At 68.3% G+C, this 22,874-nt stretch carries 17 protein-coding genes; 9 read left to right on the top strand and 8 right to left on the bottom strand.

What is annotated here, in order from left to right; all coding sequences use genetic code 11:
* The first annotated feature begins 418 nt into the window (after nt 1-418).
* From ACTWJ5_RS13710 to ACTWJ5_RS13690, 5 genes are all read left to right on the top strand, one after another.
* Nucleotides 419-2,443 (top strand): ribonucleoside triphosphate reductase, encoded by a 2,025-nt coding sequence (locus ACTWJ5_RS13710; protein WP_444439036.1) that lies wholly within the window; start codon nt 419-421, stop codon nt 2,441-2,443.
* A gap of 46 nt (nt 2,444-2,489) precedes the next feature.
* Nucleotides 2,490-2,636 (top strand): anaerobic ribonucleoside-triphosphate reductase, encoded by a 147-nt coding sequence (gene nrdD, locus ACTWJ5_RS13705; RefSeq protein WP_009619575.1) that lies wholly within the window; start codon nt 2,490-2,492, stop codon nt 2,634-2,636.
* A complete protein-coding gene (locus ACTWJ5_RS13700) occupies nt 2,633-3,331 on the top strand; it encodes an anaerobic ribonucleoside-triphosphate reductase activating protein (RefSeq protein WP_444439033.1) in 699 nt (232 codons plus the stop codon). The genes nrdD and ACTWJ5_RS13700 overlap by 4 nt, the downstream gene beginning before the upstream one ends.
* 633 nt (nt 3,332-3,964) lie before the next feature.
* On the top strand, nt 3,965-6,280 hold the full coding sequence (gene metE / locus ACTWJ5_RS13695; protein WP_444439031.1) for a 5-methyltetrahydropteroyltriglutamate--homocysteine S-methyltransferase: 2,316 nt from the start codon (nt 3,965-3,967) through the stop codon (nt 6,278-6,280).
* Between the two features lie 268 nt (nt 6,281-6,548).
* A complete protein-coding gene (locus ACTWJ5_RS13690; RefSeq protein ID WP_116423903.1) occupies nt 6,549-7,760 on the top strand; it encodes an MFS transporter in 1,212 nt (403 codons plus the stop codon).
* Nucleotides 7,761-7,809: 49 nt separating this feature from the next.
* On the opposite strand, the gene ACTWJ5_RS13685 is transcribed toward ACTWJ5_RS13690, so the two are convergent.
* The 3 genes from ACTWJ5_RS13685 to ACTWJ5_RS13675 all read right to left on the bottom strand — a co-directional run bounded on the left by ACTWJ5_RS13685 (nt 7,810) and on the right by ACTWJ5_RS13675 (nt 12,804).
* On the bottom strand, nt 7,810-10,377 hold the full coding sequence (locus tag ACTWJ5_RS13685) for an excinuclease ABC subunit A (RefSeq protein WP_444439029.1): 2,568 nt from the start codon (nt 10,375-10,377) through the stop codon (nt 7,810-7,812).
* A 98-nt stretch (nt 10,378-10,475) separates the two neighbouring features.
* Nucleotides 10,476-11,054 carry an S-(hydroxymethyl)glutathione synthase gene (gene gfa / locus ACTWJ5_RS13680; RefSeq protein WP_256515003.1) on the bottom strand — a complete coding sequence of 193 codons (579 nt, stop codon included), beginning with the start codon at nt 11,052-11,054 and terminating at the stop codon, nt 10,476-10,478.
* 583 nt (nt 11,055-11,637) lie between these two features.
* Nucleotides 11,638-12,804: a GGDEF domain-containing protein gene (locus tag ACTWJ5_RS13675; RefSeq protein ID WP_444439027.1), complete on the bottom strand. Its 1,167-nt coding sequence runs from the start codon at nt 12,802-12,804 to the stop codon at nt 11,638-11,640.
* Between the two features lie 227 nt (nt 12,805-13,031).
* On the opposite strand from ACTWJ5_RS13675, the gene ACTWJ5_RS13670 reads away from it, so the two are divergent.
* A complete protein-coding gene (locus ACTWJ5_RS13670; protein ID WP_009619548.1) occupies nt 13,032-13,424 on the top strand; it encodes a GFA family protein in 393 nt (130 codons plus the stop codon).
* Nucleotides 13,425-13,555: 131 nt separating this feature from the next.
* Nucleotides 13,556-15,475: a tyrosine-protein phosphatase gene (locus ACTWJ5_RS13665; protein ID WP_444439024.1), complete on the top strand. Its 1,920-nt coding sequence runs from the start codon at nt 13,556-13,558 to the stop codon at nt 15,473-15,475.
* Between the two features lie 35 nt (nt 15,476-15,510).
* Here ACTWJ5_RS13665 and ACTWJ5_RS13660 read toward each other — a convergent pair whose 3' ends face one another.
* A complete protein-coding gene (locus tag ACTWJ5_RS13660; protein ID WP_444439022.1) occupies nt 15,511-16,440 on the bottom strand; it encodes an AraC family transcriptional regulator in 930 nt (309 codons plus the stop codon).
* Nucleotides 16,441-16,712: 272 nt separating this feature from the next.
* Between ACTWJ5_RS13660 and ACTWJ5_RS13655 the strand changes: the two genes are divergently transcribed.
* Nucleotides 16,713-17,054, top strand: coding sequence for a carboxymuconolactone decarboxylase family protein (locus ACTWJ5_RS13655; RefSeq protein WP_074986491.1), 342 nt, complete (start codon nt 16,713-16,715; stop codon nt 17,052-17,054).
* A 377-nt stretch (nt 17,055-17,431) separates the two neighbouring features.
* Here ACTWJ5_RS13655 and ACTWJ5_RS13650 read toward each other — a convergent pair whose 3' ends face one another.
* Nucleotides 17,432-18,376 carry an AraC family transcriptional regulator gene (locus ACTWJ5_RS13650; protein WP_256514999.1) on the bottom strand — a complete coding sequence of 315 codons (945 nt, stop codon included), beginning with the start codon at nt 18,374-18,376 and terminating at the stop codon, nt 17,432-17,434.
* 93 nt (nt 18,377-18,469) lie between these two features.
* Here ACTWJ5_RS13650 and ACTWJ5_RS13645 point away from each other — a divergent pair, with 93 nt between their 5' ends.
* Nucleotides 18,470-19,303 carry an oxidoreductase gene (locus tag ACTWJ5_RS13645; protein WP_444439019.1) on the top strand — a complete coding sequence of 278 codons (834 nt, stop codon included), beginning with the start codon at nt 18,470-18,472 and terminating at the stop codon, nt 19,301-19,303.
* Nucleotides 19,304-19,835: 532 nt separating this feature from the next.
* On the opposite strand, the gene ACTWJ5_RS13640 is transcribed toward ACTWJ5_RS13645, so the two are convergent.
* From ACTWJ5_RS13640 to ACTWJ5_RS13630, 3 genes are all read right to left on the bottom strand, one after another.
* The gene (locus tag ACTWJ5_RS13640) at nt 19,836-20,108 is read right to left on the bottom strand and encodes a hypothetical protein (protein ID WP_444439017.1); all 273 of its coding nucleotides are present in this window, start codon (nt 20,106-20,108) and stop codon (nt 19,836-19,838) included.
* A 462-nt stretch (nt 20,109-20,570) separates the two neighbouring features.
* Nucleotides 20,571-21,512, bottom strand: coding sequence for an MBL fold metallo-hydrolase (locus tag ACTWJ5_RS13635; protein WP_444439015.1), 942 nt, complete (start codon nt 21,510-21,512; stop codon nt 20,571-20,573).
* A 206-nt stretch (nt 21,513-21,718) separates the two neighbouring features.
* Nucleotides 21,719-22,807, bottom strand: a complete 1,089-nt coding sequence (locus tag ACTWJ5_RS13630) for a glycerophosphodiester phosphodiesterase (protein ID WP_444439013.1) — start codon at nt 22,805-22,807, stop codon at nt 21,719-21,721.
* Nucleotides 22,808-22,874 lie beyond the last annotated feature (67 nt).

Raw genomic sequence — 22,874 nt, 5'->3', positions numbered from 1 at the left:
GGGGCTCATTCGCGAGCAAGCTCGCTCCTACGAGAAGCCATGCCACCGGACACCCCGGCGGCCCGGCCAACGGCGCATAACCGCGAACGGTTATGCGCCCTACGAACTCACCGGCTGACGCTGAACTATCCGCCCACACCGAACGGCCCCCTCTCCCGCTTGCGGGAGAGGGCTGGGGTGAGGGTGCTCTTCGTAGGAGCGAGCTTGCTCGCGAACACACTCCGCCGCGGGGCTCATTCGCGAGCAAGCTCGCTCCTACACAAACGCCAGACACAGCCGGTCAATACCTCCGATGGCGAAAACCCTCCGGCGCCGAACATTGACCGAGGTCAATCCTTTCCCGGGCGACGCCGTTAGATTCCACAACATCTTGTTGTCTTGAAAATTCAAAACACATCATGTTGTGGAATCCAGCCCAATGACCCAGACACGGAACGCCCCTTTCCCAACCCGCCTGCGCAAGCGCAATGGCGCCACCGCCCCCTTCGACCCGAGCAAGATCGAACGCGCCATCGCCGCCGCCGGCGAGGCCAGCGGCGAGTTCACCGCGGCCCATGCCCAGGCGCTGACGCGCCGCGTGCTGGCACGCCTGCCGGAGCAGGGCGAGTTGGACGTGGAGCAGGTGCAGGACGTGGTCGAACGCATCCTCATGGAAGCCGCGCACTACCCCACCGCGCGGGCCTACATCGTCTACCGCGAGCGCCACGGCCGCCTGCGCCGCGAGCGCAAGACGCTGGTGGACGTCGCCGCCTCGATGAACGAATACCTCTCGCGGGAAGACTGGCGGGTGCGCGCCAACGCCAACCAGGGCTATTCCCTGGGCGGGCTGATCCTCAACGTTTCCGGCAAGGTCACCGCCAACTACTGGCTGGACGAGGTGTACGACGAAGCCATCGCCGCCGCCCACCGCGAGGCCGACCTGCACATCCACGACCTCGACATGCTCGCCGGCTACTGCGCCGGCTGGTCGCTGCGCACCCTGCTCAACGAAGGCCTCAACGGCGTGCCGGGGCGCGTCGAGGCCGGGCCGCCGAAGCACCTGTCCAGCGCCCTCGGGCAGATGGTGAACTTCCTCGGCACCCTGCAGAACGAGTGGGCCGGCGCCCAGGCGTTCAGCTCCTTCGACACCTACCTCGCGCCCTACGTGCGCAAGGACGGCCTCGGCTACGACGAAGTGCGCCAGGCCATCCAGGAGTTCATCTACAACCTCAACGTGCCGTCGCGCTGGGGCACCCAGACGCCCTTCACCAACCTGACCTTCGACTGGGTCTGCCCGGAGGACCTGCGCGAGCAGATCCCCTACGTCGGCGGTGAGGAAATGCCCTTCGCCTACGGCGAGCTGCAGGCGGAGATGGACCTGATCAACCGCGCCTACATCGAGGTGATGCAGGCCGGCGACGCCCACGGCCGGGTGTTCACCTTCCCCATCCCCACCTACAACATCACCCACGACTTCCCCTGGCACAGCGACAACGCCACGCGCCTGTTCGAGATGACCGCGCGCTACGGCCTGCCGTACTTCCAGAACTTCCTCAACTCGGACATGCAGCCCAACCAGGTGCGCTCCATGTGCTGCCGCCTGCAGCTGGACGTGCGCGAACTGCTCAAGCGCGGCAACGGGCTGTTCGGCTCGGCGGAGCAGACCGGCTCGCTCGGCGTGGTGACGCTCAACTGCGCGCGCCTGGGCTACCGCCACCGCGGCGACCTCGCCGGGCTCTACCGCCAGCTGGACTACCTGCTGGGGCTGGCCTTCGACAGCCTGGAGGTGAAGCGCAAGGTCATCCAGCAGCACATGGACGCCGGCCTCTACCCCTACACCAAGCGCTACCTGGGCACCCTGCGCAACCACTTCTCCACCATCGGCGTGAACGGCCTGCACGAGATGGTCCGCAACTTCACCGGCGACCGCGAAGGCCTGCACAACGAGGCCGGCCGGCAGATGGCGCTGGAACTGCTGGACCACGTGCGGGCGCGCCTGGTGGGCTTCCAGGAAGACAGCGGCCACCTCTACAACCTGGAGGCGACGCCCGCCGAGGGCACCACCTACCGCTTCGCCCGCGAGGACCGCAAGCGCCACCCGGACATCCTCCAGGCCGGCACGCCGGAAGCGCCCTACTACACCAACTCCTCGCAGCTGCCGGTGGGCCTCACCGACGACCCCTTCGAGGCGCTGGAGCTGCAGGACGCCCTGCAATGCAAGTACACCGGCGGCACCGTGCTGCACCTGTACATGGCCGAGCGCATCTCCAGCGCCGAGGCCTGCAAGACCCTGGTGCGCAACGCCCTCGGGCGCTTCCGCCTGCCCTACCTCACCGTCACGCCGACCTTCTCCATCTGCCCGGTGCACGGCTACCTCGCCGGCGAACACGAGTTCTGCCCGAAGTGCGACGAAGCCCTGCTGCAACAACGCGCCGCCAGTTGCTGCGGCAGCTGCGGCGGCTGAGCCGGCGACACCCCGCTTCACCAACCGCAAGAAAGGAGCTCTACCGATGAAAGCCAACCAACTGCCCGAAAGCCAACGCCAACGCTGCGAAGTCTGGACCCGCGTGATGGGCTACCACCGCCCGGTGTCGGCCTTCAACGCCGGCAAGCAGTCCGAGCACCGCGAGCGCTGCCACTTCCGCGAGACGCGATGAGCGCTGAGCTCAGGGTCGGGGGCCTGGTGCCCCTGACCACCCTCGACTACCCCGGCCTGCTGGCCTGCGTGTTGTTCTGCCAGGGCTGCGCCTGGCGCTGCCGCTACTGCCACAACCCGCAGCTGATCCCGGCGCGCGGCGAGGCACAAATCCGCTGGGAGGACGTCCTCGCCTTCCTCCAACGGCGCCAGGGCCTGCTGCAGGGCGTGGTGTTCAGCGGCGGCGAGGCGACCCTGCAAACCGCGCTGCCCGGGGCCATGGCCAGGGTGCGCGAGATGGGCTTGCGCACCGGCCTGCACAGCGCCGGCATCCAGCCGCGCGCCTTCGCCCGGGCGCTGCCGCACACCGACTGGGTCGGGTTCGACGTGAAGGCCCTGGCCGAGGACACCGACGCCATCACCGGCGTGCCCCGCAGCGGCCAGGCCAACTGGCGCAGCCTGGAGCTGCTGCTGGAAAGCGGCGTGGCCTATGAATGCAGGAGCACGGTGCATTGGCAGTTGTTCGACCTGGAGCGACTTCGGCGCCTGGCCATGCGGCTGCGTGGGGTGGGCGTGGAGAATTTCGTGGTGCAACTGGCCCGCAGTGGGCGGCAGCTCGATCCGCAGCTCATTGCAACGCCGGCCCCGCAAGGCGCAGCGGCACTGTGGGGCGAGCTGGAAGCGCTGTTCCCGCGATTCGAATTGCGGGATGCCTAGCGAGTTCCTGCTCGCGGAGGGTGTTCGCCGGTTGCCGAAAATCGCGGACGGAGTCCGCTCCTACGCTATCCCACCCACGCCATTCCCCTGTAGGAGCGCGCCCTGCGCGCGATTCGCGGGCAGGGCCCGCTCCTACAAGGAGACTCGGCGCAAGAGGCCGAACGGTAGGAGCAACTGTCTTGCCGGCTGCGCCAAGGCGCGCCTCAACGGATGGGTTGAGCCTTGGCGAAACCCATGCGGTCGTGGTGATGGGTATCGCTTCGCTCAACGCCATCCTACGGGTCTTGTGTTTGCCGGAGGGCGGAGCGGACCTTGTCCGCGATAGCCGGGAATTCCGGCGCGGTTCGCGGATGAGATCCGCTCCTACGCTGCGCCACTCACGCCATTCCCATGTAGGAGCGCGCCCTGCGCGCGATTCGCGGGCAGGACCCGCTCCTACAGGGAGGCTCGGCGCAAGAGGCCGAACGGTAGGAGCGGATTCATCCGCGATCCGGGGAAAGCCCGAGCGCCGAGGTAGATGACGAAGCTCGATCATGAGTAAAACTTGATTTCATCGCAAATAAATTGAGTTTGTCTCATGAACCGTCGACCCCGAGAATCCCTCCACTGGTTTTTCAATGGAGAGATTCACCCATGGCATTGGCCCACAACCTCGGCTTCCCGCGTATCGGCCGGGACCGCGAACTGAAGAAAGCCCTGGAAGCCTTCTGGAAAGGCGAGCTGGACGAAGCCGGCCTGCGCGCCGTCGGCAAGCAGCTGCGCGCCACCCACTGGCAGGCGCAGAAGGATGCCGGCATCGAGCTGCTGCCGGTGGGCGATTTCGCCTGGTACGACCAGGTGCTGACCCACTCGCTGACCTTCGGCGTCATCCCCGAGCGCTTCCGCGGCCATGGCGACGCCAAGCCGACCCTGCAGACCCTCTTCGGCATGGCCCGTGGCGTCACTGACAGCTGCTGCGGCGGCGCCCATGCGCAAGAGATGACCAAGTGGTTCGACACCAACTACCACTACCTGGTCCCCGAGTTCACTGCCGACCAGCAGTTCGCGCTGAGCTGGGAACAGCTGTTCGAAGAGGTCGACGAAGCCAAGGCCCTCGGCCATAACGTCAAGCCCGTGGTGATCGGCCCGCTGACCTACCTGTGGCTGGGCAAGACCAAAGGTGCTGATTCTGAAACGAACAGCTTCAACAAGCTCGACCTGCTCGACCGCCTGCTGCCGCTCTACGGGCAGATCTTCCGCCGCCTGGCCGCACAGGGCGTGGAATGGGTGCAGATCGACGAGCCGATCCTGGTCCTCGACCTGCCGCAGGACTGGAAGAACGCCTTCGAGCGCGCCTACAACCTGCTGCAGGGCGAGCCGCTGAAAAAGCTGCTGGCCACCTACTTCGGCGGCCTGGAAGACAACCTCGGCCTGGCCGCGAACCTGCCGGTCGACGGCCTGCACATCGACCTGGTGCGCGCGCCGGAACAGTTCCCGAGCATCCTCGACCGCCTGCCGGCCTACAAGGTCGTGTCGCTGGGCCTGGTCAACGGCCGCAACGTCTGGCGCTGCGACCTGGAAAAGGCCCTGGACGTGGTGCGCCACGCCCAGGAACGCCTCGGCGAGCGACTGTGGCTGGCGCCCTCCTGCTCGCTGCTGCACAGCCCGGTGGACCTGGAGCGTGAAGACAAGCTGGACGCCGAGCTGAAGAGCTGGCTGGCCTTCGCCGTGCAGAAGTGCGCCGAAGTTTCCGTGCTGGCCCGCGCCGCCACCGAGCCGCAGGCCGCCGACGTGGTTGCCGCCCTGGAGCAGAGCCGCGCCGTACAGGCCAGCCGCGCCGCCTCGCCGCGCATCCACAAGCCGGCCGTGCAGGCCCGCCTGGCCGCCATCCAGCCGGCCGACGCCCAGCGCCATTCCGCCTTCGCCGAGCGCATCGCCAAGCAGCGCGCCGGCCTGGACCTGCCGGCCTTCCCCACCACCACCATCGGCTCCTTCCCGCAGACCTCGGCCATCCGCCTGGCGCGCCAGTCGTTCAAGCAGGGCAAGCTGAGCGAGGCCGAGTACACCGAGGCCATGCACAGCGAAATCCGCCACGCCGTGCAGATCCAGGAACACCTGGGCCTGGACGTGCTGGTACACGGCGAAGCCGAGCGCAACGACATGGTCGAGTACTTCGCCGAGCAGCTCGACGGCTACGTCTTCACCCGCTTCGGCTGGGTGCAGAGCTACGGTTCGCGCTGCGTGAAGCCGGCGGTGATCTACGGCGACCTGAGCCGCCCGAAGGCCATGACCGTGGAGTGGATCACCTACGCCCAGAGCCTCACCGGCAAGGTGATGAAGGGCATGCTGACCGGCCCGGTGACCATGCTGATGTGGTCCTTCCCGCGCGAGGACGTGCCCCGCGAAGTCCAGGCGCGCCAGCTGGCCCTGGCCATCCGCGACGAAGTGGTGGACCTGGAGGCCGCCGGCATCAGGATCGTGCAGATCGACGAAGCCGCCTTCCGCGAAGGCCTGCCGCTGCGCAGGAGCGCCTGGGCGCACTACCTGGAATGGGCCACCGAGGCCTTCCGCCTGTGCGCCTCGGGCGTGCGCGACGAAACCCAGATCCACACCCACATGTGCTACAGCGAGTTCAACGACGTGATCGAATCCATCGCCGCCATGGACGCCGACGTGATCACCATCGAGACCTCGCGTTCGGACATGGAGCTGCTGGAGGCCTTCGAGAAGTTCGACTACCCGAACGAGATCGGCCCGGGCGTGTACGACATCCACTCGCCGCGGGTGCCGAGCCGGGAAGAGATCGTCAAGCTGCTGCGCAAGGCGGCCCAGCGCATCCCCGCCGAGCGCCTGTGGGTGAACCCGGACTGCGGCCTGAAGACCCGCGCCTGGCCGGAGACCGAAGCGGCGCTGGTGAACATGGTCGCGGCGGCCCGCGAGCTGCGCAACGACCTCGCCGCGCTGGCCTGATCCACCCGCCATGGTGATGGGTATCGCTTCGCTCGACCCATCCTACGGTCAATGACGAAACGGGACGCCTGGCGTCCCGTTTTGCTTTGCGCTCCCCGCGCGTTGCAGCCCCCCCCTACGGCGGTCTGCCCGAAACGAATTGCCCGTTTCTCGATACCCGACGTCCGAAACTCGCAAGACGGACGGACACGTACTGCCTAGCATAGGGCCTCCGCCAAAAACGATGGCCGCGCCAGCGAGCCGGCCGCCCCTTGCTGCCCGGAGTCCCATGTCCACTACTGCCGCCCCCACGGCTGCCGCGTCCGTCGCCAGCCAAGCAAGCCCCCTGGTCATGCGCGTGATCGGCGCCTGCGCCCTGGCCCATCTGATCAACGACCTGATCCAGGCGGTGCTGCCGTCGATCTACCCGGTGCTCAAGGCCAACTACGGTCTGAGCTTCACCCAGGTCGGCCTGATCACCCTGACCTTCCAGCTGACCGCCTCGCTGCTGCAGCCCTGGGTGGGCTACCACACCGACCGCCATCCCAAGCCCTGGCTGGCGCCGGCCGGCAGCGTCTGCACGCTGATCGGCATCCTCATGCTGGCCTTCGTCGGCAGCTTCCCGGCCATCCTCCTGGCCTCGGCGCTGGTGGGCATTGGCTCCTCGACCTTCCACCCGGAAACCTCGCGCATCGCGCGCCTGGCCTCGGGCGGGCGCTACGGCCTGGCGCAGTCCACCTTCCAGGTCGGCGGCAATGCCGGCAGCGCCTTCGGCCCGCTGCTGGCCGCGGCCATCATCGTGCCCTACGGCCAGGGCCACGTGGCCTGGTTCGGCCTGTTCTCGGTGTTCGCCATCGGCGTGCTCTACGGGCTGAGCCGCTGGTACCGCAACCACCTGAACCTGTTCAAGCTCAAGCAGGGCAGCAAGGCCACCCACGGCCTGTCCAAGGGGCGGGTGAACGCCGCGCTGGTGGTGCTGGCGCTGCTGGTGTTCTCCAAGTACTTCTACATGGCCAGCTTCACCAGCTACTTCACCTTCTACCTGATCGAGAAGTTCCAGCTCTCGGTGGCCAGCTCGCAGCTGTACCTGTTCCTGTTCCTCGGCGCGGTGGCCGCCGGCACCTTCTTCGGCGGCCCGGTGGGCGACCGCATCGGGCGCAAGACGGTGATCTGGTTCTCGATCCTCGGCGTGGCCCCCTTCACCCTGGCCCTGCCCTATGTCGACCTGTTCTGGACCGGCGTGCTGAGCATGATCATCGGCTTCATCCTCGCCTCGGCGTTCTCCGCCATCGTGGTCTTCGCCCAGGAGCTGGTGCCTGGCAACGTCGGCATGATCGCCGGGGTGTTCTTCGGCCTGATGTTCGGCTTCGGCGGCATCGGCGCCGCCCTGCTCGGCCACCTGGCCGACATCCACGGCATCGAGTACGTGTACAAGCTGTGCTCCTACCTGCCGCTGCTGGGCTGCCTGACTATCCTGCTGCCCTCCACCAAGCGGGCCTGACGGCGCGAAGGCGCTCGAAGGAGCACCTTCTGCGCCGGCGGTTCCGCCCTCAGCGCCTTGCGCGCCGCGTGCTCGCCGCGCAGCGCGCCAGTTCCGCGGCGAGATAGGCCGCGGTCCTGCTACCCTTCGCCCGCGCCAGCTGTTGCGGGGTGCCGCTGGCCACCACGCGGCCGCCGGCCTGGCCGGCGCCCGGGCCGACGTCGATCACCCAGTCGGCCTGGCTCACCACGCGCATGTCGTGTTCGATCATCACCACGCTGTTGCCGGCATCGACCAGCCGCTGCAGTTGCAGCATCAGCCGGTCGATGTCCGCCACGTGCAGGCCGGTGGTGGGCTCGTCCAGCACGTACAGGCTGCAGCCGCGCTGGCTGCGTTGCAGTTCGGTGGCCAGCTTGATGCGCTGCGCCTCGCCGCCGGACAGCTCGGTGGCCGGCTGCCCCAGGCGCAGGTAGCCCAGGCCGATCTCGCGCAGCAGGCGCAGCGGGCGCGCCACCGCGTCCTCCTCGGCGAAGAAATCGCCGGCCTCCTCCACCGTCATGCCCAGCACCTCGGCGATGTTGCGGCCGTTCCAGCGCACCTGCAGCGTCGCCTCGTTGTAGCGGGCGCCGTGGCAACTGGGGCATGGCGCATACACGCTGGGCATGAACAGCAGTTCCACGCTGACGAAGCCCTCGCCCTCGCAGGTGTCACAGCGCCCCTTGGCCACGTTGAACGAGAAGCGCCCGGCGTCGTAGCGGCGGCGGCGCGCATCGGGGGTGGCGGCGAACAGCTTGCGCACGTGGTCGAACAGGCCGGTGTAGGTGGCCAGGTTGGAGCGCGGCGTGCGGCCGATGGGCTTCTGGTCCACCTGCACCACCCGCTGCACCGCCGCCAGGTCGCCGGCCAGGTGGCCACCGGTGCTTTCGAGGATCGCCGGGCCTTCGTCGGTGGCTGGCGCGCCATCCTCCTCGGGCTCGTGCCCCAGGTGCGCCAGCATCAGCTCGGGCAGCGCCTGGGCGATGAGGCTGGACTTGCCCGAGCCGGAGATGCCGGTGACCGCGGTGAGCACGCCCAGCGGAATGCGCGCGTCCACCCCGCGCAGGTTGTGCCGGTGGATGCCGCGCAGCTCCAGCCAGCCGGCGGCCTCGCGCCCGTGGCTGGGCGGCGCGGGAATCTCGTCGAACAGGTAGCGGGCGGTGCGCGACTCCACCACCGCGCGCAGGCCCGCCGGGGCGCCGCTGTAGAGCACCCGGCCGCCGCGCTCGCCAGCGTCGGGCCCGACGTCCACCAGCCATTGCGCGCGGCGCATCAGCTCCAGGTCGTGCTCCACCACGAACACCGAGTTGCCGGCGTCGCGCAGCCTGTCCAGGGCGTCGTACAGGGCCTGGCTGTCGGAGGGGTGCAGCCCGGCCGAGGGCTCGTCGAGCACGTAGACCACGCCGAACAGCATGGAACTCAGCTGCGTGGCCAGCCGCAGGCGCTGCAGCTCGCCGGTGGACAGGCTCGGCGTGGCGCGGTCCAGGCTCAGGTAGCCCAGGCCCAGTTGCTGCAGCGTGCGCAGCCGTGCCACCACGCCCTCGGCCAGGCGCCGCGCCGCCAGTTGCTTCTCTTCCGAGAGCGCAGCGCCGGGCTGGGCGCGGAAGTCGCCCTGGGCGATGGGCTCCAGCAGCGCCGCCACCTGGTCCAGGGGCAACTGCGCCAGCGCGCCTATGTCCACCCCGCCGAAGGTCACCGCCAGCGCCTCGGCCTTGAGCCGCTTGCCGCCGCACGCCGGGCACGGCCGGCCCTCCATGAAGCGCGACACGCGCCTTCTCATCAGGGCGCTCTGGGTGCTGGCGAAGGTGTGCAGCACGTAGCGCCGCGCGCCGGTGAAGGTGCCCATGTAGCTGGGCTCCTGCTTGCGCTTGAGCGCGATGCGGGTCTCGGCGGGGGTGAGGCCGGCGTACACCGGCGCGGTGGGGGTTTCCTCGGTGAAAAGGATCCAGTCGCGGTCCTTCTTCGGCAGGTCGCGCCAGGGCCGGTCGACGTCGTAGCCCAGGGTGACGAGGATGTCGCGCAGGTTCTGCCCGTGCCAGGCCGGCGGCCAGGCGGCGATGGCCTTCTCGCGGATGCTCAGCGACGGGTCCGGCACCATCAGCGCCTCGGTCACCTCGTACACGTGGCCCAGGCCGTGGCAGGCCGGGCAGGCGCCCTGCGGCGTGTTCGGCGAGAAGTCCTCGGCGTACAGCAGCGGCTGGCCCGGCGGGTAGCTGCCGGCGCGCGAATACATCATCCGCACCAGGCTGGACAGGGTGGTCACGCTGCCCACCGAGGAGCGCGCGTTGCTGGCGCCGCGCTGCTGCTGCAGCGCCACCGCCGGCGGCAGGCCGTCGATGGCGTCGACGTCCGGCACGCCCACTTGGTCGATCAGGCGCCGGGCATAGGGCGCCACCGACTCGAAGTAGCGCCGCTGCGCCTCGGCATACAGGGTGCCGAACGCCAGCGAGGACTTGCCGGAACCCGACACGCCGGAGAACACCACCAGCGCATCGCGCGGGATGGCGACATCCACGTCCTTGAGGTTGTGCTCGCGCGCGCCGCGCACTTCGACGAAACCGCTGGCGCCGGGGGCGCCGGCCGGGGGCTTGCTGTGGGGCATGGGGACGGACTCGGGGCTCTGTTGGCCAGGAGTATGCCTGAGGAGGCCCGCGCTGACCGAGGGCCTCTATCAGGTGGCCGGCCGCCCCGGCGCCGGCGTCAGGCCTCGCGGTAGGTGCCCTTCTGCTTGGCGGCGTGGCTGGCCAGGGCGTCCATCAGCGGCGGCGACAGGCAGTCATAGGGTTCCAGGTTGAGTTCGCGCAGGCGCTGGCGGATGGCGTCCATCTGCACCGGCGGGGTGCCGCTCTCGATCACCGAAGAGACGAAGGCGGCGAAGCCCGGCGCCGACCAGCCCTCCTGCGGGGACAGTTCGGTATGCACGAAGTCCAGGCCGTAGAAGGCGTGCCCCGGGTTCTCGATGCGCCCGAACAGGTGCGCGCCGCACTCGCGGCAGGCGTGGCGCTGGATGACGGCGCTCTCGTCGACGATCTGCAGCTTCTCGGGGTGGGCCACCACGCTGACCTTGTCCCGCGGCACCACCGCGACCACCGAGAAGGTCGCCCCCGCGGGCTTCCAGCACTTGGTGCAGCCGCAGGCGTGGTTGTGCAGCGTCTGGGCGCCGACCGCGACTTCCACCTTGTCGGTCGCGCACAGGCATTGCAGGGTGCCGCCGGCGAAATCGGCGCGGGCCGGGCGGATGCCGTTGTCCAGCGAGGGGTGAATGTGAATCGCGCTCATGGGGTTGACCTCCTGGCGTTCGCTGCGCCAGGGCCGGCACGACGACATGCCGCGCCGCGAAGCCCTGGCGGTCGAAATGGGTGGCACGGGCCATCGATGGATTTTCCCGCCAAACACGCGGCTTCGGGGGCGGGCCGGATATCCGGTAGGGGCCACCGGGGCGTCCAATCACGGGCGGAGTCTGCTCCGTTGTTTTCTGGGTTCCCGCGTTCGCGGGAATGACGTCGGAAAACACCATTCTTACCCCGTCATTCCCGCGAACGCGGGAACCCAATAGACAACTCCGTGATGTGGTAGGAGCGGGCCCTGCCCGCAATTCGCGCGCAGGGCGCGCTCCTACAGGGGAATACCATAGGTAAACACCGCTTTTCGTAGGAGCGAGCTTGCTCGCGAACGTGCCCCGCTGCGGAGTCGGTTCGCGAGCAAGAACTAGGCGTCCCCCTCGCTCCTACAAAGAGCATCTCTGCAGCATAGTTGCCCGGCAGCGGAACCGTAGGATGGGTTGAGCGAAGCGATACCCATCACCACGGCCCGATGGGTTTCGCAAGCTCAACCCATCCTACGAAAAGCGTCTCGTCACAACCTACGCCTCGCCACCAGCCAGGCTACGGTCCACCAGGCGGATGCTGTCGCGCCCGCCGCGCTTGGATTCGTACAGCGCCGCGTCGCCCTGCTCGATCAGCGCCGCCAGGCTGGCCGGCGGCCGATCGAACAGGCTGGCGCCTATGCTCAGGGTCACCGCCTCGGGAGTGGCGAAGGCCTGCGCGGCGGCCTGGTGGAACTGCTCGCGCAGCGCACTACCCAGCGCCACGACGCGCTCGTCGGTCACGTCGCTGAGCAGGATGACGAACTCATCGCCGCCCAACCGGGCCGCGATTGCGCCCTCGGGCAGCAGCGAGCGGATCATCTCGCTCAGCGTGACCAGCAACCGGTCGCCGGCGATGTGGCCGTGCAGGTCGTTGACCAGCTTGAAGTTGTCGATGTCGATCAGCAGCAGCGCGCCCGGCCGCGCGCTGCAGACCTCCTCCAGCAGCCGCGGCGCGCGCACTTCCAGGGCGCGGCGGTTGTACAGCGCGGTCAGCGGATCACGGGCGGCCAGCCGGGCCATGCGCTTCTCGCGGCGGTAGCGCTCGGTGCCGGTCATCGACAGCGCGATCAGCATGATCGCCATCGCCCCTTCCACCAGCGAAACCTGGATGATCGCGCCACGGAACAGCGTGAGGTCGATCAGCGTGCCCGGCACCATCGCCGTCAACGGCTTGGCCAGGTAGAACAGCCCGTGCAACAGCAACACGTAGCGCAACTGCCCCGCGCCCACGCTCAACGACTTGCCGTGGGGCCGCAGCAGCGCGCTGGCGCGCAGCGTCGGCAGCGCCACCAGCAACGAGTTGGCCAGCAGCATCACCTTCGACCACGCCTGCCCGTCCGGCAACAGCAGCATGGCCGTCCAGGCGACGAAGATCAGGTACCAGGCGCGCGACAGGCGCGCCTCGGTGAAGCGCGCCACGCCCAGCAGGAACAGCCAGTGGGCGATGATCAGCAGGCCGTTGGCGAACCAGATGCCCAGGAGCGGGAAGCCACCCATGCGCGCCAAGGCGAGGGTCGAGCCCACGGCGATGGTGGAAAAGCCCGCGCTCCAGAACAGCAGCGAGGGTTCGCGGACATTGCGCCACTCGATGGCCAGGTACAGGGCGGCGGCCGCTGCCAGGGCGATCGAGAGGGTCAACATCGTGGGAGGATCGAGCGCCATGACTTCTGGACGGGGCTGCCTGGACGGTGGGGGGCGGATTCTAAGCGTTCGCGGCGCTTTTTCGCAGGGCCCTTCCCGCCCTGCCGACGGGAAGCCCGCTCCCACGAGCATAGCCGCTTCGCCGCCCCCCGCCCGGCAACGAACGTCGGAAGCCGAAACCCGGCAACGGTCCGGCTGCTATTTTTCACGGCGGACTTCCGAGCCTTCGACTCCAGAGGAGATGCAGCATGGACCAGTTCACCGGCGGTTGCCTGTGCGGCAACGTCCGCTTCGTGGCCTCGGGGCGCCCCTACCGGGTCGGCCTCTGCCACTGCCTCGACTGCCGCAAGCACCATGGCGCGCTGTTCCACGCCTCGGCGATATTCCCCGAAGCCGCGGTGAGCATCGAGGGCGAAACCCGCGACTACGCGGGGCGCTTCTTCTGCCCGCGCTGCGGCTCGTCGGTGTTCCTGCGCAGCGCGGACGAGGTGGAAGTGAACCTGGGCGCCCTGGATGCCCCGGACCAGTTCGTGCCGACCTACGAACTCTGGACCCTTCGCCGCGAGTCCTGGCTGCCGGCGTTCCCGCTGGCCAGGCACTACGAGCGCGATCGCGAGGGCACCGGCCGCTTCGAGGAGTAGGCTCACGACGGACGGAAAACGCAGCCCACGGACAATTCGCGCCGTGATTTTCCCGGCGCCGCGAACTGTAATATCCCGGTTCGCAACGATGCCGATAGTAGCCCCGCCAACCCGCTCGAAGAGGCTACATCGTGCTGCATCGTGTTCTGTTCTCCCTGTCCGCCCTCAGCCTGTCCATCGCCGCCCACGCCGCCGAGACCTACACCCTCGACACCCCGCGGCTGACCGGCATCGACAACTTCCGCGACATCGCCGGAACCACCACCGCCTACACCACCGCCAACGACGGCACCATGCGCTCGGGGGTGTTCTACCGCTCCAACGCGCTGACGCCCACGGCCTCGGACCTGGCCACGCTCGATGGCCTGGGGATCAGCAACGTCTTCGACCTGCGCACCCCCAGCGAAATCGCCGCCACGCCCGACACCCTGCCCGCCGGCGCCGCCTACCGGAACATCGACATCATCGGCAGCACCACCTCCGGGGCGAACGTCACCAACATCTCCTTCAGCAGCGCCGCCGAGGCCGTTGCCATGATGGAAGAAACCAACCGCGCCTTCGTCAGCGACGCCGGCATGCGCAGCCAGTTCACCGAGCTGTTCAACGAACTGGCCGCGGCCGACGGCGCCGCCCTCTTCCACTGCACCGCCGGCAAGGACCGCACCGGCTGGACCGCCGCCGTGCTGCTGAGCATCGCCGGAGTGGACAGCGCCACCATCATGGCCAACTACCTGGCCACCAACGACTACACCGCCGCCCGCGTCGCCGCGACCCTGGCGGCGCTGCCGCCGAGCCTGGCGGAAATCTACGCGCCCCTGCTCGGCGTGCAGGCCAGCTACCTGCAGGCCGGCCTGGACGAAGTGGTGGCCCAGTACGGCAGCATGGACAACTACCTCAAGCAAGGCCTGGGCCTGTCCCAGGAAACCATCTACGTGCTGCGCGGCAAGATGGTCTACTACAACAGCCTGCCCGGCATGGCAGGCCTGGCCGGCAACGCCGCCGCCGGCGCGCAACTGCTGCAGCAACTGCAGAACAGCAGCCTCTCCGGCGCCTACAGCGCCTACAACTACTACCTGCAATCGGCCATCGACGCCGGTAGCCTCGGCGGCGTCGAGTCCACCGTCGGCGGCCAGGCCCACGCCGATGCCGCCAGCTACCTGCTGCGCCAGGACGCGCTGATCGACAGGGCCGCCGCGCCCTTCGCCAGCGGCACCGACCTCAAGCCCGGCCAGCGCCGCCTGTGGAGCACCGCCCTGGCCGGCTACCAGGGCAACGACGGCTCGTCCCAGGCCGCCAGCAGCAACGAACACACCCAGGGCCTGATGATCGGCCTGACCCAGCGCTTCAGCGAGCAGCTCAGCGCCAACGCAGGCTTCGGCTACAGCCGCGGCAGCGTCGGCGGCGCGGGCGGCGAGGTGGACACCGACCTGACCTTCCTCCGCGCCGGCGCGCGCTTCGCCCCGGGCAGCCTGGAGCAGGGCCTGTTCGTCGACGCCGGCCTCAGCACCGGCTGGCTCGACTACGACAGCAAGCGCGAGCTCGGCGGCGGCCTGGGCACCGCCAAGGGCGACAGCCACGGCACCCTCAGCGGCGCCGGCGTGGCGCTGGGCTACCGCATCCCGGTGCGCGACGCGATCCTCGAACCGAGCCTGGGCGTGCGCATCAGCCACCTGGACCTGTCCGGCTTCCAGGAAAAAGGCAGCGAACTGGCGCTGGACGTCGACGGTATCGAGCAGACCCGCCGCAGCGCCGTCGCCAACCTGAAAGTGAGCTTCATGCCCATCGCCCTGAGCGGCGGCTGGCAACTGGTGCCGGGCCTGGACCTGGGCTACGACCACGCGCTGGGCGACTACAAGGTCGACAGCGAAGGCCACCTGCTGGGCCTGGACGTCGCCCAGCGCGCCGCCTTCGACAACCGCGACCAGTTCAGCGGCGCGGTGAACGCCATGGCCAGCCTCGGCGACCTGAGCTTCGGCGCAGAAGTCGGCGCCCTGAGCGGCAGCGGCAGCCACGGCTACAGCGGCAGCCTCAAGGCCAGCTACCAGTTCTGACCGCCCGCCCTGCCCGGCCGACCGGCCGGGCATCGCTAGTGGCGGATGCCCTTGCGCACGTCCGCCGGGCTCAGCCCGAAGGCGCCCTGGAAGTACTGGCAGAACCGCCCGACATTGCTGAAGCCCAGGCCCAGGGCGATTTCGCTGACCGAGGGCGAAGCGTCCTGCCGCAGCGCGTCGTACGCCCGCTCCAGGCGGACCTGGCGCTGGTAGGCGACGATGGAACTGCCGACGAAGCGCCGGAAGCCCTCCTGCAAGGCGCGCAGGCTGACGTTCGTCAGCGCGGCCAGCTCGCCGCCGCTGACCAGGGCGTCGGGATGCTCGCGGATGTACTCCACGGCCAGCTTCACGTGGCGCGGTGCAATCAGCGGCCCCGGCCGGCGCAGGGCCTCGCTGTAGTTGTGCGGCCAGGCCTCCAGTACCGAATCCACCAGCATCTCCTGCACACGGGCGGGCATCAGCGCGCTGGAACTGGCCAGGGCATCGAACTCCGCGCCGGTGGCCAGGCCGACGATCGCCTTGATCCCCTGGAAGGCCTCCACCTTCAAGTCCACCACCGGCTGGAAGCGCACCGGGCGCACCACCGGGCGGCCGAGCAGCGTGGCGAGCCGCCTGGCGAACAGCCCGCGGCGCACCGAAAGCCCGTACTGCGCATGGCCGTCGCCGAAGCCCACCGAGCGCACCGCGGCCTTCTCGATGGCGAGGCCGACCTGGGGCACGCCCACGGTCTCGCTGGACTGGTTGAAGACGATGCGCCCGGCGGTGGGAAAGACGAAGGTGATCTCGTCATCCATGTCGGGCAGCGCAGTGAGGAAGTCGCCGCGAAAGCTCAGGCGCCGGAAGCTGACGCCCTCGTAGCGCCCGTAGACGCCGGCGATGGCGACCTTGCGCCGCAGGGGCGGAAGGCCGGAATAGAGATCGCCGAACATCCGCGTGAACAGCGCGCCGAACTCGTCGGCGTGCATGTCCTCGGAACGGATGAGAAACGGCCTGCGCGAAGTACCTGTGTCCACCTTGCTGCCCCATCTGCCGGCAATGCCAGGAAGCCGCCCGCACCGCGGCGGGCAGCATGCGGGCGCCAGGGTAGCGGCCGCGGATTACAACTGCGTGATGCCGCGCCCTCCTCCCAAAGTCCGCCCCGACCGCCGCCAAAGGCGGAGTGCCCGGCGCCGCGCCAGTGGTTAGCGTCATCGGCACCTGTTGGCTGCCCAGGCAGCATCACCCGGAGGATGAACCCATGATGGACTGGAACGCACACCGCAATCAGCTGATGGCCGGCGTAGGCGAGCTCGGAAAACTCTCCCCGGGCACCGTCGACGGCTACCTCACCGCCAGCGGCGCCGGCCAGGAAACCGGCCACCTGGACGCCAAGACGCGCCAGCTGATATCCCTGGCCGTGGCGGTGACCACCCGCTGCGACGGCTGCATCTCGGTACACGCCGCCGAAGCGGTGAAGGAAGGCGCCAGCAAGGCGGAAATCGCCGAGGCGCTGGGCGTGGCGGTGGCGATGAACACCGGCGCTGCGCTGGTGTACTCCACGCGGGTGCTGGCCGCGGTGGACCAGGCGGGCGGGGCCTGAAAGGCAAATCGCGGACGGAGTCCGCTCCTACAGCATGAGCGAGCATGGCTTTTCGTAGGATGGTGTTGAGCGAAGCGATACCCATCACCGCAACCGCATGGGTTTCGCAAGCTCAACCCATCCTACGAAAAGCACCTCGGCGCAACCGGCAAGACAATTGTTCCTACAGGTTGACACCGAGCCTCCCGCCCACGCCGGACAGCCCCCTCTCCCGCTTGCGGGAGAGGGTTGGGGAGAGGGCGCTCTTAAACCCGACACCCAAGCCACCGGTAAACACCGTTCGCGAGCAAGCTCGCTCCTACGAAAAGCGGTCCCTGCAGGCACGTCGCCTCGTTTGTAGGAGCGAGCTTGCTCGCGAACAACCCTCGCAACGAAACCTAATGGGAAGACACATACACCGCCTCCCCATGCACCGGCGGAATCGCAAAACTCTCCCGCATCCGCCTCGCCTCCGCCTGCGGCGAACGCCCGAACAACCGCTTGAACTCCCGGTTGAACTGCGACGGGCTGGCATAACCCACGGCATGGCTGGCGGCCTGCGCTGTCATGCCCTGGCGCACGATCAGCAGCCGCGCCTGGTGCAGCCGGGTGCACTTCACGTACTGCATGGGCGAGGTCTGGGTGATCGCTTTGAAATGGCCGTGGAACGAAGGAACGCTCATGCCGGCCTCCTCGGCCAGCTGCGGCAAGTCGAGCGGCTGCGCGTAATCCGTGTGGATGCGCCGCAGCGCCCTGGCGATCCGCCCGAACCGCCCCTGCATGGCCAGCGCCGCGCGCATGGCGGTGCCCTGGGCGCCGGTCAGCACGCGGAAATACAGCTCGCGCAGCAGGGCCGGGCCGAGCACCGTCGCCTCCAGCGGGTCGTTCAGCGCCGCCAGGAAGCGCAGGACGGAAGCGGCGAGCGCGTCATCCATGGGGCTCGACATCATGCTGCGCGGCGCCTCCTTCGACGAGGGCGCCTGCTGCTGGTCGATCTGGATCATCAGTTCGGCGGCAAGCTGAAAATCCAGGTGCAGGTAGATGGCCAGCAGCGGGCGCTCGGCCGTCGCGTCCGTTTCCATGGTGAAGGGCACCGGCACGGCGACGGCCAGGTAATGCTGCTCGTCGTACACATACACCTGATCGCCGAAATACCCGCGCTTGCAGCCCTGGCACACGATCACGATGCCGGGGTCGTAGAGCACCGGCGTCCGCGCCAGGGGCCGGTCCGACCTCAGGATGCGCACGCTGGCCAGCGACGTGAGGTTGTACCCCTCCTGGGGGGCCAACGCCTCTAGCAGGGCGACCATGCGTTCCCGCTCCGGGGGATGATGTCGGCTCATAGGATTAGGCAATAAAGTCAGAAGATTCGGTCTCTGAAACAGGCCAGCGGATGAGTATTGTGCGCTCATCCCCACTGAAATGGAGCCACCGCCATGTCACCCCACAAAACCTTGTTGATCACCGGAGCCAGCAGCGGCTTCGGGCTGGCCCTCGCCCAGGAGGCACTGGCGGACGGCCACCGCGTGGTGGGCACCGTCCGCAGCGAACAGGCCAGGGCCGCGCTCGAAGCCCTGGCCCCCGGCCGGGCGCTGGGGCGCCTGCTGGACGTGACCGATTTCGCGGCCATCGAGCCGCTGGTCGCCGAGATCGAAAAGACCATCGGCCCGCTGGATGTGCTGGTGAACAGCGCCGGCTACGGTCACGAAGGCATCCTCGAAGAATCCCCGCTGGCGGAAGTGCGCCGGCAGTTCGAAGTGAATGTGTTCGGCGCCGTGGCGATGATGAAGGCCGTGCTGCCATACATGCGCCAGCGGCGCCGCGGCCACATCCTCAACATCACCTCGATGGGCGGCTTCATCAGCATGCCCGGCATTGCCTACTACTGCGGCAGCAAGTTCGCCCTGGAGGGCATCTCCGAAGTGGTGAGCAAGGAGGTCGAAGGCTTCGGCATCGCCGTGACCGCTGTCGCGCCCGGCTCCTTCCGCACCGACTGGGCCGGCCGCTCCATGGTCCGCAGCCCCCGCGGCATCGCCGACTACGACGCACTCTTCGACCCCGTGCGCCAGGCGCGCCAGGAAAAAAGCGGCAAGCAGCTGGGCGACCCGAGGAAAGCGGCCAGGGCCATGCTGGAAGCGATCGACTCGGCGAATCCCCCCGCCCACCTGCTGCTGGGCAGCGACGCACTCGGCCTGGTGCGTCAGAAGCTGGAGGCGCTGGAAGAGGAAATAGCGGCCTGGGAAGCCACTACCCGCTCCACGGATGGATGAGGCGTCGGCCTGCGCGCGAATCGCGGACAGAGTCCGCTCCTACCCACACCGGCGCCACGGCTTTTGCTTTTCGTAGGAGCGAGCTTGCTCGCGAACAGACTCCACTACGAGGCTCATTCGCGAGCAAGCTCGCTCCTACGAAGAGCTCCTCGGCGCAGTCGGCAAGACAGTCGCTCCTACAGGTTGACGCCGAACCTCCCGCCCGCGCCGGACAGCCCCCTCTCCCGCTTGCGGGAGAGGGTTGGGGAGAGGGCGCTCTTGAACCCGATACCCAAGCCACCGGTAAACCCCATTCGCGAGCAAGCTCGCTCCTACGCCGCCCCACCCACGCCATTCCCCTGTAGGAGCGCGCCCTGCGCGCGAATCGCGGGCAGGGCCCGCTCCTACGTTGTTTTCTGGGTTATTCCCCTGCGGGCCAGCGCAAGCGCTGTTCGCGATGGAGCCGCGCCCCGCGTTCACGGGAATGACGGGATTAAGATTCGTGTTTTCCCAGGTCATTCCCGCGAACGCGGGAACCCAATAGACAGTTGCTCTACCGGCCAGCCACCAAAGCCTTCTCCCGCGCCAGCTCATACAACTGCCGCGCCTCGCCCACCAACGGCGCCAGTGCGGAAGCCAGGCGCGACGTCTCGTGCACCAGCACATCGCCGACATCATGCACCTCCAGCACCCGCAACAGGTCCTCCAGTGCATTCAGCCGGCGTTCGGCCACATCGTAGATATGTTCCGCCGGCGCGGCGGTATCGATATAGAGCACGCCCTCGAACGCCTGGGCCTGCAACGCAACCAGCCTGCGATCAGCCATGGCGCACCTCCCGGGGGAAGGCGAAGGACGAATGGGACAACGGGGGATACACGACAGACACGAAGTGATACGGCATTTCCATTGCTCCTTAGTACGGAGGAAGGAGCCGCCAACCCGGGAATGGGTGGCGGATCGTGCGGGGTCGCAGTACCGGCTGTTCAAAGCAGTGCCCGGCCAGGCCGTAGCCTGCCCCACACGATCCGCCATAGCTGCACCAAGCAGCAGGCGCAAAAAAGCGCCTGTGCAAGGTGCGGTGGCGCTACGTGTGCTTTGAACAGTACCGGACTGCGATCCGGGCCACGGGATTGACCGTGGCGGAAGGGAATCTAGCGAGGGGGCTTGTAGGCTCACAAGGGAGAATGTGAGTGGGAAATTTCAGGAGAATCCATGAAGGCCAGGAGCGGACCGACGCCGGACTCCTGGCCAGTGAACGTGTACAGCCCATCCGGGCGGGCCGGACCGTCAGTAATCCCAGAAGGCCGCAATCCAACGGAAGGCATCGCCGTCGACCGCCACCCGGCCAACGGAGGGGAACGGCAGGTGCGTGGCCACCAGCAGCTCACCGCTGGCCGCCGCCTCCTGCATAAGACGGACGCGCACGCGCACCGATTCCTCGGGGTCGTGCTCGAAGCCGTTGTGCCAGTCGGGGTGGTCGAAGGCCACCGGGAACAGGGCGTCGCCGGCGAAGGTCAGGCGTTCGCCGGCGGATGTCACATGGACCACGCTATGCCCCGGCGTGTGGCCGCCGGTGAGCCTGGCGACCACGCCCGGCGCCACCTCGTGCTCATCCTCGAAGGTATGCAGCTTGTCGCGGTATGCCTCCATGAACTGTCCGGCAGTCGTGCGCAGGACGTCCGGCACCGGCGCCGGCATGGAGGTGAGGGAGAAATCGGGCGCCGCCCAGAACGCCACCTCGGTGGCCGCGACGTGGATGCGCACATCCGGGCGCAGCCGGTTCTTCACCTCGTCGACGAGCAACCCGCCGATGTGGTCCATGTGCATGTGGGTGATCACCACGTCGGTGACCGACGCCAGGTCGATACCGGCCGCCTCCAGGCGCCGGGGGAACTGCCCGGCCCGCGGGAAGCCGGGGAACTGCCCGCCCAGGCCGGCGTCGACCAGAATGGTCTGCTCGCCACTGCGTACCACCAGTACGTTCAGCGCCCAGTCGAACGCCTCCGGGCCCAGGAACATGTCCTTGAACCAGGCCGCGCGGGCGGCCGGATCGGCATTGGTGGACATGGTCGCGGTCGGCAGCGGCAGCACCCCATCGCTGACCACCAGCACGTCGATCTCGCCGACCCGCAGCGCATAGCGCGAAGGCACCAGCTCTTCCCTCTCCTGGTGTTGTTCATTCTTTTGGGTGGAATTCTTTTGAAAGGAATAGTTCAGATGCATGTTCATGACGTTTCCTCGGAAGAAGTGGCCAATAACCTGGAAGTCGTTCCTTCGGGCTCGGCTGGGCGATAGGCGAGTACCGAAATGCAGGGCCGTTGCAGCGAATCGTCCGCTGTGAACCCATGCTATTGGCGGGTACTTCCTGGCGCACTTCTCCATCGGGACGGCAGGGCTATACCTCTGTGGCGGGGGGATATACGAAGGTATTTCTATCAGTAGCCCAGCCCCGCCAGTACCTCCCCCACCGACTTGGCGGCCGGGCGCCCGTAGAAGGCCAGCAGGCGGTCGGCGCGGTTGGTGAAGAAGCCGTCCACGCCGGCCTCGGACAGGCGCTTGAAGTCCACGTCGGAATCCACCGCGTAGGCATGGATGAACAGGCCGCGCTGGTGGGTCAGCTGGTTCATCCAGGGTTTCACCAGGTCCATGTAGCTCTGCTCGCCGCGTTCGCTGAGGGTGGCCGAGGGGCCGGTGCCGGCGGCGCCGTGGGCCTTGGTCCAGTCGATCCAGGCGCTGAATTCCGCTTTGGATTTCACTTGCTGGCCGGCGTAGAAGGTGGCCTTGTCCGGGGCGCCGGAGTCCTTGAAGGCCACGTCAGAGCGCGGCGTCATGTAGCCGTCGCCCACCCACAGCAGCAGCACCTTGGGCACCTGCGGCATGCTCTTTTGCAGCAGTTCCAGGCTGCCTTTCTCGAAGGTCTGCAGCACCACGCCACCGCGGGCCAGGCTTTGCGGGCTGAGCCAGCCCCTTCTTTGCAGGGCCTTGCGCAGGTCTTCCTCGATGCCGGGGAACTGCGCCGGGACCTTGGTTTCCAGGTACAGGCCGGGCTTATGGGCGCCGCCTTCGGCGATGTCGATCAGCTCGTCCAGGGCGAGGATTTTCAGGCCGGCGAACTTCGCCCGGGCGCGTTCGGGGTAGGCCTGGTTGAACCAGCTGCCGGCGTCCAGGCGCTTGAGTTCGGCGAGGGTGAAGCTGCTGACCGGGTCCTTGGCCCGCGCGGGGAAGACCTCGGCGACGTTGGTGGTGCGTTCCAGAGTGTCGTCGTGCAGGGCGACCAGCACGCCGTCGCGGGTGCGCTGCAGGTCGGCCTCCAGGTAGTCGGCGCCCAGCTCGCGGGCCGCCAGGTAGGCCGGGGCGGTTTCCTCCGGGGCGTCGTGGGAGGCGCCGCGGTGGGCGATCACCGTCGGCCAGGGGATGCCGGCCCTGACGCTCAGGGCCTGGCCGGGATTTTCCGCGGCGGTGCCGGCGAGGCTGGTGGCGAGCAGGCCGGCGAGGCCGAGGGTCTTGAGCAAGGCATGGCGCATGGTCGAGGTCCTTCTGCGGTCCAGGGTGAGCTACGCGCGAGTCGGGCGGCTGGCGCCAGTCTGCCAG

The sequence above is a fragment of the Pseudomonas sp. A6 genome (assembly GCF_052367875.1).
GTDB classification, from domain to species: Bacteria; Pseudomonadota; Gammaproteobacteria; order Pseudomonadales; family Pseudomonadaceae; genus Pseudomonas; species Pseudomonas citronellolis.
The sequence above is the reverse complement of the archived record's forward strand: the minus strand, read 5'-3'. Positions and strand labels throughout refer to the sequence as shown.

Coding starts and splice junctions, on each gene's coding strand:
- ACTWJ5_RS13710 (WP_444439036.1), top strand. CDS start 419: ATGACCCAGACACGGAACGCCCCTTTCCCAACCCGCCTGCGCAAGCGC.
- nrdD (WP_009619575.1), top strand. CDS start 2,490: ATGAAAGCCAACCAACTGCCCGAAAGCCAACGCCAACGCTGCGAAGTC.
- ACTWJ5_RS13700 (WP_444439033.1), top strand. CDS start 2,633: ATGAGCGCTGAGCTCAGGGTCGGGGGCCTGGTGCCCCTGACCACCCTC.
- metE (WP_444439031.1), top strand. CDS start 3,965: ATGGCATTGGCCCACAACCTCGGCTTCCCGCGTATCGGCCGGGACCGC.
- ACTWJ5_RS13690 (WP_116423903.1), top strand. CDS start 6,549: ATGTCCACTACTGCCGCCCCCACGGCTGCCGCGTCCGTCGCCAGCCAA.
- ACTWJ5_RS13685 (WP_444439029.1), bottom strand. CDS start 10,377: ATGCCCCACAGCAAGCCCCCGGCCGGCGCCCCCGGCGCCAGCGGTTTC.
- gfa (WP_256515003.1), bottom strand. CDS start 11,054: ATGAGCGCGATTCACATTCACCCCTCGCTGGACAACGGCATCCGCCCG.
- ACTWJ5_RS13675 (WP_444439027.1), bottom strand. CDS start 12,804: ATGGCGCTCGATCCTCCCACGATGTTGACCCTCTCGATCGCCCTGGCA.
- ACTWJ5_RS13670 (WP_009619548.1), top strand. CDS start 13,032: ATGGACCAGTTCACCGGCGGTTGCCTGTGCGGCAACGTCCGCTTCGTG.
- ACTWJ5_RS13660 (WP_444439022.1), bottom strand. CDS start 16,440: ATGCACGCCGACGAGTTCGGCGCGCTGTTCACGCGGATGTTCGGCGAT.
- ACTWJ5_RS13655 (WP_074986491.1), top strand. CDS start 16,713: ATGATGGACTGGAACGCACACCGCAATCAGCTGATGGCCGGCGTAGGC.
- ACTWJ5_RS13650 (WP_256514999.1), bottom strand. CDS start 18,376: ATGAGCCGACATCATCCCCCGGAGCGGGAACGCATGGTCGCCCTGCTA.
- ACTWJ5_RS13645 (WP_444439019.1), top strand. CDS start 18,470: ATGTCACCCCACAAAACCTTGTTGATCACCGGAGCCAGCAGCGGCTTC.
- ACTWJ5_RS13640 (WP_444439017.1), bottom strand. CDS start 20,108: ATGGCTGATCGCAGGCTGGTTGCGTTGCAGGCCCAGGCGTTCGAGGGC.
- ACTWJ5_RS13635 (WP_444439015.1), bottom strand. CDS start 21,512: ATGAACATGCATCTGAACTATTCCTTTCAAAAGAATTCCACCCAAAAG.
- ACTWJ5_RS13630 (WP_444439013.1), bottom strand. CDS start 22,807: ATGCGCCATGCCTTGCTCAAGACCCTCGGCCTCGCCGGCCTGCTCGCC.